Source organism: Candidatus Poribacteria bacterium (genome assembly GCA_021295715.1).
Taxonomy (GTDB): domain Bacteria; phylum Poribacteria; class WGA-4E; order WGA-4E; family WGA-3G; genus WGA-3G.
The window spans coordinates 1-11,760 of record JAGWBV010000096.1; the positions used below are offsets into that span (position 1 = coordinate 1).

Consider the following 11,760-nt stretch of genomic DNA (forward strand, 5'->3'; position numbering starts at 1 on the left):
GATTCTCAACAAGATATGACCCTGCCTTTTGAAAAGGCAGCTTGAATTCTGAAATATTGTCCAAACTTTAGTACATATAGATCTTCATATAGAACTTTTGGAACTACAGTTCTAATGAGTGCCTTTTTGCTTTAAATGTCCCCAAACGGTTGCTAACTTTCCATTCGCTTCAACCGCAAGCTCACCCGCCGCGAGGTCTGCAATCTCCGCATCATCTAAAACTCTGTCGTAAATACGAACATCGTCAATGAGTCCGTTCCATGAACGCCCTTGGTCTTTTTCGCCTTTGCCTATGACCAATTTGGTGGCATCCGTCAACTTTCCCTTAGTCTCTGGACTGTTAAAGGTGGGTGTATCGAGTTCACCGTCAATGTAGAGTGCCAGTTCGTTGCCACTGCTCCATGTCAATGCGAAGTGCTGCCAAGAATCCGTCTGCACATCGTTTGAGCTTTCAAGCCGTTGAATTCCGCCTGTTGTGGTAATACCCGCTTTGATAAGGTCACTACCGCAATGAGAGGACGGTATCGTCGCCACCCGGATCGCGTCCATCAATAAATCCTCGATCAGATTTAGTTTCAGCAGACTTAACCCAAACGGCAACGGTCAAAGCGGTCAATCCATTGATATAGTCCGCGCCGTTATCGTCTTCCGCAGCATCGCCACCACCATCAAATTCCAAGGCACCACCGAGTCGTCCACCATTGGGTTTCCATTTGACCCCGTTCCCTTTAAGCGATGCATCATTCCCATTCCCGCTCGAATCCGCGGCAGTTTTTCCGTCTGCTTCATCGAGATTCCAATATCCGAGTAACCCATCTGTAAGATTCGCAACAGCGATAGAACTCAACGCAACAAAAACGATGAAGGTAAAAAGTAACCTCTTAATTCCGTTCCGCATTTTGAATTCCTCCTTTAACCGATATCGGTTTGAGGTGGTTGTTCCATTTTCAATTGCTGTAGTTTCACATCCGATTTCGTTCAGAATTTCTTGAGTGAATGAATGTAGCCGAATCGTTCATGGTAAATTGAGAAACATGCAGATGCTTCAGTGGGCAGTAAACCACCAAACGCCTCTTCTCTGCCATTATAGCATTGAATTCATCTTTTGTTAAGAAAAAAATGGGGTAGGCACAAGACCTACCCCTACAATTTACATGGAAAGCAGTTAGACGTTACACACATCATAAGCGTGTTGCATCGCATCGAAGGCATCGCCTTTGGGACCGAATTCATGTCCTACATAGAGGTCGTATCCAGTGTTGACGATGGCACGCATCACGGCAGGATAGTAAATCTCTTGCTCGTCATCGAGGTCGTGCCGTCCGGGGTTACCTGCGGTATGGTAGTGCCCGATATAGTCGCTGTAATCCGTGATGTTACGGATTAGGTCGCCTTCCATGATCTGCATGTGGTAGATGTCATAGAGCAGCTGCGCTCGGGGTGAACCTACCCCTTTGCAGACCTCAACCCCCCACTCCGTCTTATCGCACTGATAATCTGGGTGGTTGACTTTACTGTTGAGCAGCTCGACGCAGAGATTGATTCCTTTTTCCTCAGCGGCTTTCGTAACGCGGGACAAGCCTGCGATTGTGTTATCACGTCCCTCTTCTTCTGATCTGCCTTCTCGGTTGCCAGAGAAACAGATGAGTCCGGGGATGTCGTTTTCCGCCGCGATGTCAATGTTCTTGAGGATTTCATCTTCAATCCTGTCGTGGTTGCTCGGATCATTCAAGCCGGACGGCAGTGACGCGTGTCCGACGATAATCGCAACGCGCATCCCGTGGTCCTGGACGACCGACCAGTATTCTGCGGGTAGCATTTCAACGGATTTATAACCGATGTCAGCGGCTTTCTTGATGACTTCTATTGGATCTCTGCCACGGCTGAAACCACCGAAACAGATGGATTGATTAATTGGCATAATTCTCTCTTTCTTTTTTTAATTTTCCTTGCGGGATAACAAGCACAGTTCCATGCTTAGCGTGCCTTCATTTTCTACAGGTCTACTGCCTTACCGGTGCGGAAGGAAGTGCTCGCCGCAAGCATGATGCGAAGTGTCTCTAATGCATCGCTGTAAGGTGATAGAATCTTTGAGGTATCGCCGGACTTTACGGCATCAATGAAGACACGATCCCGGTCGGCTCCACCGTCGTTCGAGAGCGGTTCCGTCTCGCCACCGCGGTTCACTTCGTTTGAACCCCCGACAGTAACAACGAGTCCACGCGTAAAGACTTCAAGATGCACGCGACCGAAACCTTCCATCGCACAAGCCGAGACGATATTCGCAACAGCACCGTTCTTGAATTCGATGTTCACCATGCTGATGTCATCTATGTCATAGTTCTCAATATGCGCCATACTACCGCTCGCGGCAACACCATGGACGGTTTTACCGTCACTACCAACGAGGAAGCGAGCAAGATCAAAGATATGTGTTGTCTGTTCGACGTGTTGTCCACCGGATTCGGCGCGCACGCGCCACCACGGTGTACCGGGCATGCCACCCATCCAATATCCGAGTGCACCGAGAATCTGCGGTTGTTCTTCAAGCATTGCCTTGGCGTTCTGTGCATTCCCACCGTAACGCCAGTGGTAACCGACACTCGTGACGACGCCGCTCTGTTCAACGTATTCATTAATAATGATCGCCGGTTCTAACTCGGAATGGATCGGCTTCTCGATAAACATCGCGATGCCTTGTTCACAAGCGATGCGTTCCTGTTCACCGTGCGCAAAAGGGGGTGTACAAATATAAACCGCGTCCAAGTCTTCTTTATCATACATGACACGGTAATCGCTGTAAGCGTTGCCACCGAATTCCTCGGCACGCTGTTTTGCGCGGTCTTCCGAGATGTCACACATTGCACAAAATTCAACGTCCTCGAAGTCTTCATTGAGGTTACGCATGTGTGCGCTCGCCATACCGCCGGTTCCGATAAAACCGAGTTTCACTTTATCCATGTTGTCTCCTTAAAATGGGTAATTATAGAAAATCCCTAAGTTTCAAGGATATAGTTTAGCAAAACCATCTGTTATATAGCAATAGATTTTTTTTGAAATTGTGGTATAATATTTTTAAATGGCTATCAGCGGTCAGCGGTCAGAAAGAGACTGGAATGGAAGAGAAGGAAACCGGAAGGTTGGAAGTCTGCAAACCTGAGGGCACGCATCCCTCCCTTCTTCCATCCTTCCAACCAAACGCCGACAGCCGATAGCAAACAAGGAGGAACAGCATGGGTTTCAAATTTGGATATAGTACTTTACGTTGGCAGACACCGGATTTTGAGGAATTGTTGACGCAACTGAAGGACGCGGGATGGGACGGTTGGGAGATGCGGCAATCCTTGGACTGGGTGGGCACGCCACAACACATTCGACAGGTGTGCAACAATACGGATTTACCGATCGCCGCTGTAACGGCACGTGGACTGCCGATCGACCAAAACACAGAACAGATGGAACTCAACAAACGACGTATTGATTTTGCCGCAGAAGTTGAAGCCGATTGTTTCATGTTCATGGGTGCGGGAAAACCGCAAGACCGACCAGTGAATAATTCGGATCTTGCTGCACTCGCTGATGTCTCCGAAGCGTGGGCAGAATACGCTGGACAATACGGACTGGAGGTCTGTTACCATATCCATACCAATACGACAGTGGACTCAATCGACGATTGGGCAAAATATATGAGCCTCCTCCGAAAGTGTAAATTGTGCATAGATGTGTCACACTCCGCACTCTGGGGATTCGACCCGATTGAATCCATCCGACGTTATAGCGATGTCCTCGTCTATGTCCATCTTCAGGATTATGCAGGCTACACGGGTGGAGATGGCAACTCATACGATGTAGACTGGGTGGATGTTGGTGCTGGCACTGTCATGGATTTCCCCGGTATCATGTCAACGCTCGAGGAACTCAATTATGACCGTTGGGTTACCGCGTGTCCTGGGCAGCTTGAGGAACGTTCGGATCTCGAACGCATGACGGTGAACCGCGAGTATCTGCGCCAGTTAGGCTATTAAGTCGTCCTTTATACCGGTAGGTGCGGTTTCTAACCGCACCGGACTTAGACGCAAACCTTTGTAGGAGCGACTTTCAGTCGTGATATACCAAATCGCTCTAATCTGGGTTCGTAAAATCTAAAGATAGGAAATCACATATATGAACAAACCAGCGGAGGACATCCGCTCTATTCTTGCCACGGATTGTGGCAGCACAACAACGAAAGCAATCCTAATTGAAAAAAGAGGTGAGGCATACCAACTCACCGTGCGGGGTGAGGCACCCACCACGGTTGAAGCACCCGTAGAGGATGTAACAGTAGGCGTTATCAATGCCATCACCGAAGTTGAGGAACTCGCCGGACGCAAACTCCTCGATGACGGTGTGATTCTCAAACCGCAACGCGGCGATGAAGGTGTCGATATCTATATATCCACCAGTAGTGCGGGTGGCGGACTCCAGATGATGGTAGCAGGTGTCGTCCGCAATTTGACCGGAGAAAGCGCGGAGCGCGCCGCACTCGGCGCGGGTGCAATCGTTATGGATGTCATCGCATCTAACGATAAACGCCTGCCACACGAAAAAATTGAACGTATCCGGCATCTACGTCCCGATATGCTCCTCCTTTCCGGTGGTGTCGATGGCGGGACTACCTCACACGTCGTTGAATTGGCTGAGATTATCGCCGCTGCGCGTCCGAAACCTCGATTGGGGATCGCTTATGAACTCCCCCTCATCTATGCTGGTAACACAGACGCTCGCGAATTAATCGAAGAACGTCTGCAAGACGTAATGGCATTGGAAATGGTGGATAACCTCCGTCCGGTTTTAGAGCGTGAAAACCTCATGCCGACACGACACAAGATTCAGGACCAATTCCTTGAACACGTTATGGCACATGCACCCGGTTATAGGAAACTCATCGACTGGACAGATGCCCCTATAATGCCGACACCGGGCGCAGTCGGCGAGATAATTCAGACCGTCTCCGAACAACAAAATATTGAAGTCGTCGGCGTTGATATCGGTGGCGCGACAACTGATGTATTTTCCGTCTTTAAAAACAGAGAAGCGGAACCCATCTTTAACCGCACTGTGAGTGCCAATCTCGGTATGAGTTATAGCGTTTCCAACGTCCTTGCTGAAGCCGGTTTAGAAAACGTTCTCCGTTGGGTGCCGTTTGATATTGAGGTCGGCGACCTCCGCAACCGCATCAAAAACAAAATGATTCGTCCGACGACAATCCCACAAACGTTGCAAGAACTGATTCTCGAACAAGCGATCGCGCGTGAGGCACTCCGACTCGCTTTCGAGCAACACAAACAACTCGCCGTCGAATTGCGCGGTGTCCAGCAACAACGGACGATCTCTGAAGCCTTCGATCAAGCGGAAAGCGGTCAAACCCTTGTAGACATGCTCTCCTTGGATATGCTCGTCGGAAGTGGGGGTGTTTTATCGCACGCGCCCCGGCGGCAGCAAGCCATGCTGATGATGATAGATGCTTTTCAACCCGAAGGCATAACCCATCTCGCCGTTGATAGCATCTTCATGATGCCACAACTCGGGGTCTTAGCACAGGTCAACCCGGAAGCCGCGACGCAGGTCTTTGAACGGGATTGCCTCATCCATTTAGGCACTGCGATCTCGCCAGTCGGCACTTCAAAGGTGGGTGAGACGTGCCTTTCCATTGAAATTAGTATCGCAGGCAATCCGCCTATCGCCGAGGATGTTCCTTACGGCGAACTCCGTCTCTATCCGCTATCATTGGGAGAAAAGGCATCCTTAAAACTCCAGCCCTCGCGAAGGTTTGATGTTGGTGCGGGGAATGGACACGCTGTTGAAGCAGCGGTGATGGGGGGTGTCGTCGGATTGGTCGTTGATACTCGCGGGAGACCGCTTGAAATACCAGCGGATGCGCAGCAGCGCGTCGCGCAACTGACCAAATGGCAGGCGGCTTTAGATGCCTACCCCTAAATTCTGATTCAGACACTTGACAAATTTTTGTTAAAAATTTACAATGTTTGACAACGCTTAACTTTTTAGTTACTTAACCTTTTAGCGAAACAGACAGGTTCCGAGGATCTGTGCTGTTATGTAAATTGTCTATCTATAAGGAGGCAAATTCCGATGAGAAAGTTTTATCAATTCACGCTCGCGACAGCGATTATGTTCGCGCTGCTTGTGAGTCTCTCACACCTTGCACTCGCACAGAAAGTCAATATAAAAGGTGGTCCTTTAAAAGAGAAGGATTGGTTATCTAATCCAGCCGAAGCCGCGCTCAACGAAGACCATTCAGACAACAAAAACTGGATTACGAAGTATTACGGGCCCGATGGGAACTACGAAAACAATGGAGGGTTCCCAGCGTCTGCTCCGAAGGACCTTATCGACGAAGGCACCAACGGTAAACTGACGCAGGAATCTCTTTCGACCATTAAAGGTTTGCAACTGACACTCACCGTTGATGTCGGTTGGGATAAAGGGCATGGGGGACCCCGAGGCTGGGAAGTCTTTGAAATTGACCCGGCGGACTCGCACCACATGAACAGAGATGGTCCCGGAGATTCGATTGATACCTACGGTATTATCGTTATTAAGGCTCCGGAGGCAATGACGTCCGTGATGTCACCGGCACACGACGACCACGCACAAATCTGGATTAACGGCGAGAAATGGTACAACAATTCGCTCTGGACGGGTGCCGCTCAGCAGGTTGACTACAATATTGAAGTTGAATTGCAAAAAGGCGGGAACGTCGTTCTTTACCGGTGTGGTGAATCCGGCGGTGATGCGTATATGAACTTGCACTTCGACGATAAAACGCATGAAACTGTTGACATCTATCCGGACAAAGCGAATGACCAGAAGAGTTTCTTTGATGAAGCCCGTAGTGCCCTCGCTGTCGATCCCGTCGGAAAATTGGCAACAACGTGGGGAGATATTAAACGCAAATAGAACGCTTTATAGTTTCTATCGGCACGTTTTCTAACCCTATCCTTACATACGGCGAATTGTGGTGCTGTCGTGTACCGCAGTTCGCCATATTTTTTTGTTGACAAATTTTATGACAACTGTTATGCTATCAAATTGTAATGTTGAACCGCTTTAACATTACATAACCTATGAACGAATCTGGGTTATACAGTCGTTTAATCCAGTATTTTCAACTATTCATTTAAAAAAAAGGAGATAAAAATGAGAAGAATGTATCAATTTGCGATCGCGATCGCGATTATGTTCGCGCTGGTTGTGAGCGGTTCTCAGATTGCGTTTGCACAGAAGCACAAAGTCAATGTTAAAGGGGGTCCTTTGAAAGAGAAGGACTGGCTGGCGGAAGCCCCCGGCGCACAGTTGGGAGAAAACCACGCCGATGTGAAAACATGGATCAGTCTGTGGTACGGTCCCGAGGGCAACTACGAAAACAATGGAACCTTCCAAGTTTCCTCGAAGAGAGACCTTATCGATGAAGGCACTAAGGGTAAGCTGACGGAACCCAAACTTTCGACAGTTGAAGGTTTGAAAATGACGCAAACTGTTGATATGGCTTGGGATAAGAAGCACGGCGGCACCCGAGAATGGACAGTCTTTGAACTTGACGTTGCGAGCCAAGATAATATGAATAGAGACGGTCCCGCCGATAACATTGACACTTATGTGATGTGTGTTATTGACGCACCCAAGGATATGAAATCCATCTTTTCTCCGGCACACGACGATCACGCGCAGATTTGGGTCAACGGTGATAAATGGTACAACGATTCCACGTGGACAGGTGGCGCACAGATAGTGCACTACAACATCGAAGTCCAGTTGCAGAAGGGCGCGAATGTTGTCCTCTATCGGGTCGGCGAGTCCGGCGGTGCTGCCTACATCAATTTGCACTTTGATGATGAAACCCACAAAGTCTGCAAAATCTATCCAGAGAAGTCGAAAGACCAGAAAAGCTTCTTCAATGAAGTTCGTGGTGTTCTGCCAGTCGATCCTACTGGGAAGGCGACATCCACCTGGGCAGATATTAAGCAGAACCGTTAGTTAATCGCAGTCCTTGTCTCTCACTTTGAGACAAGGGCTTTTCTTCATCTCTTTTTCTGATAACCGCCCTGCACCATGCGATACTTCCCCCAATCTCACAAATTTCTTTGACAAGGAGAATTCAATGGAATTTAGAGTGCGTGAAAAGTTGAAATATATGTTTTTAGGGGGATTGCTAACCCTCGCCGGTTTTATGTTAGGGAACATGAACAACACTACAGACGCACAGTTTGGATATGAAACGATTGATAAACTGACCGTCGGAGAACTCATCGTGCGTAAGGATATTAGGGTAATGGGTGATGGCATGGATCCTCGAGTTCTTATCGCTTGGGACAGAGAGGGTGGACGTGTGGTAACTTACGGTCCAAAAGGCGTAGGTGCGGCTTCTCTCTTGGTTGCGGAGGGGAATGGCGTTGTGACGACGCAAGGGTCAAAGGAGAAAACCGGTGCGTCTCTCATGGTGAATGAGGGAGGTGGGGTCCTATCACTTTTCGCGCCTGATGGAAATGCCAGGATTCTCTTGGGTATATCTGAAGGCGACGGTGTTGCTTACTTAGTCGATCAATCTGGTAATGCCCGTGTATTGAAACCTTAGTTAATAGCGGTCAGCAATCAGCAATCAGCGGTCAGTCGTCAGTATCTGAATGGCTTTGAGGCTTTGACAACCGACTTGACAAATTTATGTTCAGGTGTTATAATAATTAGCAAGTTGTAATCTTGAACGCGATTTCAGCGTTTATAGTTAGTTAAAGAGTTTTAGGAGGCTCCATAACGCCGCCTAATCACTTTAGTTTTTAATTTTACAGAAAAGGATGTAAGCACAGAGATGAAAAGATTTTATACTTTTACACTCGCACTCGCGATTGTATTCACACTTATTGTTAGTGGTTCACACTATGTATTCGCGGCTGGTCTGATTACAGGTGGTCCCTTGCCTGAGGACCAACATTTAGAAGATCCAGATCCCAACGGTGACGATCTGAGAGAAGATCGCAGTGGCGTGGATTCATGGATTACGAAATGGTACGGACCCGAGGGTAACTATCAAAACAACGGCGGTTTTGCCACCTCAGCACCAATCGATCTTATAGAAGAAGGCACCGGTGGCGCACTCAACCAATTTTCGCTCTCAACACTTGACGGCTTGCTCATGACGCAAGACTTAGATGTGGAATGGGGCGACGACCACGGCGGCACCCGCGCGTGGACTGTCTTTGAAATCGATCCCACTGATGGAAACAATATGGGTAGACCTGATGGCGATCCGACTGCTGACTCCTACCCTAATAATGTTGATATCTACGGTCTTCTCGTCATTGATTCGCCGAGTGATATGCAAGCCGTAATGTCACCCGCACACGATGATTACGCCCAAATCTGGATTAACGGCGAAAAGTGGTACAACAATTCCAGGTGGACGGGTGCCGCACAAACGATTCTTCACGATGTCGAAATTGATTTGCAAAAAGGTGCGAACGTCCTGGTTTACCGGTGTGGTGAATCCGGCGGTTCCGCATATTTCAACCTGCACCTTGACGATGCAACGAACGCTGCCGTTACCGTCTACCCCAAAGATTCAACCGATCAGGCGAGTTTCTTCGCTGAAATCCAAGATATAGTTGTTTCTGTCGAACCCGTTGGGAAGTTGACAACAACGTGGGCGGATATCAAACGGCAATAAGATCTGTCGCTATTTTTGTAGGCGTGTTTATAGGCACGTCCTCGCTCATGGCGAATTGTAGGACTATCATGCCCTACAATTCGCCATATTTTTTGCCCCCTCTTTGCTGATGGCTGATGGCTGACTGCCGATGGCTATCCCACCACATTTGTTTGCAAACCACAAAACCATCTGATATAATAAAAATATGTTTAAGAAAATGCTCTGTTACGCATTGATAGCTGTCTTCGGTTTCGTTCTCATCGGATGGATAGGTGCTTGGACCCGCGCAATGAAAGCCGGGAACGAAGCTTATGTGCATGGAAACTACAACGAAGCACAAGCCGCTTTTCAACAGGCGACACTTGAAAAACCTGACAATCCCGTTGCACATTATAACTTGGGGACTGCCCTCTATAGACAGGGTAACTTTCGAGAGGCAGCACGGTCATTTCAGGCATCACTATCAAGGCATTCTGAACAAGCTGCCCAACACATTGAAAATACCCTCAATCGATCAAGTATCTTGTATAACTTAGGAAACACCCAATTTAAAGTCGGAGATCTCGCGAGTGCCATTGACGCTTACGAGCAAACACTCCGCCTGGATCCTCAAGATACGGATGCACAACATAACCTTGCATTGGCACGCCAACTCTTAAGACAGCAGGAAGACCTCGCGCAACAACAAGCGAATAGAAACACTGCCCCGAAAACCGAGCCTGACGACGTTGGTAGAGCAGAAGCACTTCGACTCTTAGAGCGTTTCAGTGAAAATGAAAATAGGCTACGGCAAAAATTGCTACAACAACAGCGCAAAAGTGGATATCGGCGTGAAAAGGATTGGTAAACTTCTTTCACTCTTTTTTTTCAGCATCGTTTTCGTCTTTCTCACGACAGCGACACAAAGCCAGGAGATTAATGTCGCTGCCATAGTGAGTCCACGTCACATTCAATTCGGAGAGAAAGCGAGGTTGGACCTCACAATTTCGGGGGACGCTTTTATCACGCATATTGAAGCACCGCAGTTCAATTTCCTACCGGCGTTCCTTGCAATGCCACTCCATTCCGAAACGACACCACGATTAGAAGCAAACCAAATTGCGGTTTCGATGGCGTGGGCTTATGAATTGATTCCGCAAGCGATCGGGGACTTTACGCTCTCCGATATCCGTTTTGCATATCAAGGGACACCCTATTTCGCAAATCCGGGTTCGATTCGGGTGAGCGGTGCCGACACATACATAGATGTTTCAACGAATGCTATTCACCAAGTTGAAGCAAAGGTCGATACATCCGAACCGTATCTCAATGCCCCTCTGACTTACACTTTCCGCTATCTCTATACAGTTGTGCTTCCGACGCGAGCGTCCCCAACCCAACGACTCCCGGCATTCAGTGATTTCTTCGCCGAGGAACTCCGAAAACGCCCACCATACACACAGCAAATTCGTGGGAAGACGTTTTGGGTTGAAGAGCATACCCGCACGTTATATCCGAAGAAAACTGGGCAGGTCGTTCTGGCACCTGCTGAACTCCTACTCCCGCTTCCAAAAGGACCCAAAACCTTAAAAACCAAACCGTTGACCTTGACAGTCCAACCGATACCAGAAATAGGCAGACCGCCCCACTTCAACGGTGCCATCGGTGATTACCAAATCTCGGCGCAGTTGGTGCGCGGTTCAGTAGTGGTCGGAAGCGCGCTAACACTTACTGTGCGTATCTCTGGACGTGGTAACATCCAGACGGCTGTAGCCCCGGCACTGCCAACAATAGCCGGGGTCATGATGAGCAACCCCATCCTCTCGAAAGACTCTACGCCAACGAGTCGGGTTTATACCTACACGCTAACCCCCGCGCGAACCGGCGCGCTCCGCATTCCATCAATTGCGTATGCCTACTTCGATCCGAGTCGTGCAATTTACGCAACAACACAGACAGCACCTATCCCGCTCTCCGTGCGTCCACACCCAAACGACCCCGCTGAAGATGAAGTCGATGGGTCACCGTGGTTACTCTGGTTAATCCTCTTCGCACTTCTGATAGTGGCGTTGGGTGTA

Annotated in this window: 12 protein-coding genes; 8 read left to right on the forward strand and 4 right to left on the reverse strand. The window is 48.7% G+C overall.

Annotated elements, in window-relative coordinates; all coding sequences use genetic code 11:
- Positions 1 to 111: 111 nt before the first annotated feature.
- From J4G07_19040 to J4G07_19055, 4 genes are all read right to left on the reverse strand, one after another.
- A complete protein-coding gene (locus J4G07_19040) occupies positions 112 to 549 on the reverse strand; it encodes a LamG domain-containing protein (GenBank protein MCE2416083.1) in 438 nt (145 codons plus the stop codon).
- Positions 503 to 898: a hypothetical protein gene (locus J4G07_19045; protein MCE2416084.1), complete on the reverse strand. Its 396-nt coding sequence runs from the start codon at positions 896 to 898 to the stop codon at positions 503 to 505. Before J4G07_19045 ends, J4G07_19040 begins: the two co-directional genes overlap by 47 nt.
- A 267-nt stretch (positions 899 to 1,165) precedes the next feature.
- A complete protein-coding gene (locus tag J4G07_19050; protein MCE2416085.1) occupies positions 1,166 to 1,924 on the reverse strand; it encodes a TIM barrel protein in 759 nt (252 codons plus the stop codon).
- A gap of 71 nt (positions 1,925 to 1,995) precedes the next feature.
- Positions 1,996 to 2,961 carry a Gfo/Idh/MocA family oxidoreductase gene (locus J4G07_19055; protein ID MCE2416086.1) on the reverse strand — a complete coding sequence of 322 codons (966 nt, stop codon included), beginning with the start codon at positions 2,959 to 2,961 and terminating at the stop codon, positions 1,996 to 1,998.
- Between the two features lie 272 nt (positions 2,962 to 3,233).
- Between J4G07_19055 and J4G07_19060 the strand changes: the two genes are divergently transcribed.
- The 8 genes from J4G07_19060 to J4G07_19095 all read left to right on the forward strand — a co-directional run.
- Entirely contained in the window at positions 3,234 to 4,025 is a 792-nt protein-coding gene (locus tag J4G07_19060) for a sugar phosphate isomerase/epimerase (GenBank protein ID MCE2416087.1), read from the forward strand.
- 139 nt (positions 4,026 to 4,164) lie between these two features.
- The gene (locus tag J4G07_19065) at positions 4,165 to 5,979 is read left to right on the forward strand and encodes a glutamate mutase L (protein MCE2416088.1); all 1,815 of its coding nucleotides are present in this window, start codon (positions 4,165 to 4,167) and stop codon (positions 5,977 to 5,979) included.
- Positions 5,980 to 6,132: 153 nt separating this feature from the next.
- A complete protein-coding gene (locus tag J4G07_19070; GenBank protein MCE2416089.1) occupies positions 6,133 to 6,960 on the forward strand; it encodes a hypothetical protein in 828 nt (275 codons plus the stop codon).
- Between the two features lie 240 nt (positions 6,961 to 7,200).
- On the forward strand, positions 7,201 to 8,037 hold the full coding sequence (locus tag J4G07_19075) for a hypothetical protein (protein MCE2416090.1): 837 nt from the start codon (positions 7,201 to 7,203) through the stop codon (positions 8,035 to 8,037).
- A gap of 124 nt (positions 8,038 to 8,161) precedes the next feature.
- Positions 8,162 to 8,635: a hypothetical protein gene (locus tag J4G07_19080; GenBank protein ID MCE2416091.1), complete on the forward strand. Its 474-nt coding sequence runs from the start codon at positions 8,162 to 8,164 to the stop codon at positions 8,633 to 8,635.
- A gap of 231 nt (positions 8,636 to 8,866) precedes the next feature.
- Positions 8,867 to 9,721: a hypothetical protein gene (locus J4G07_19085; GenBank protein MCE2416092.1), complete on the forward strand. Its 855-nt coding sequence runs from the start codon at positions 8,867 to 8,869 to the stop codon at positions 9,719 to 9,721.
- Between the two features lie 187 nt (positions 9,722 to 9,908).
- A complete protein-coding gene (locus tag J4G07_19090; protein MCE2416093.1) occupies positions 9,909 to 10,550 on the forward strand; it encodes a tetratricopeptide repeat protein in 642 nt (213 codons plus the stop codon).
- Positions 10,534 to 11,760 (forward strand): BatD family protein (locus J4G07_19095; protein MCE2416094.1); only part of this gene is annotated, 1,227 nt, incomplete at its 3' end. The genes J4G07_19090 and J4G07_19095, both read left to right, overlap by 17 nt.

What these genes read in the sequence shown, in the direction of transcription:
- J4G07_19040 (MCE2416083.1), bottom strand. Translation starts at nt 549, where the DNA reads ATGGACGCGATCCGGGTGGCGACGATACCGTCCTCTCATTGCGGTAGT.
- J4G07_19055 (MCE2416086.1), bottom strand. Translation starts at nt 2,961, where the DNA reads ATGGATAAAGTGAAACTCGGTTTTATCGGAACCGGCGGTATGGCGAGC.
- J4G07_19080 (MCE2416091.1), top strand. Translation starts at nt 8,162, where the DNA reads ATGGAATTTAGAGTGCGTGAAAAGTTGAAATATATGTTTTTAGGGGGA.
- J4G07_19090 (MCE2416093.1), top strand. Translation starts at nt 9,909, where the DNA reads ATGTTTAAGAAAATGCTCTGTTACGCATTGATAGCTGTCTTCGGTTTC.
- J4G07_19075 (MCE2416090.1), top strand. Translation starts at nt 7,201, where the DNA reads ATGAGAAGAATGTATCAATTTGCGATCGCGATCGCGATTATGTTCGCG.
- J4G07_19085 (MCE2416092.1), top strand. Translation starts at nt 8,867, where the DNA reads ATGAAAAGATTTTATACTTTTACACTCGCACTCGCGATTGTATTCACA.
- J4G07_19070 (MCE2416089.1), top strand. Translation starts at nt 6,133, where the DNA reads ATGAGAAAGTTTTATCAATTCACGCTCGCGACAGCGATTATGTTCGCG.
- J4G07_19060 (MCE2416087.1), top strand. Translation starts at nt 3,234, where the DNA reads ATGGGTTTCAAATTTGGATATAGTACTTTACGTTGGCAGACACCGGAT.
- J4G07_19045 (MCE2416084.1), bottom strand. Translation starts at nt 898, where the DNA reads ATGCGGAACGGAATTAAGAGGTTACTTTTTACCTTCATCGTTTTTGTT.
- J4G07_19065 (MCE2416088.1), top strand. Translation starts at nt 4,165, where the DNA reads ATGAACAAACCAGCGGAGGACATCCGCTCTATTCTTGCCACGGATTGT.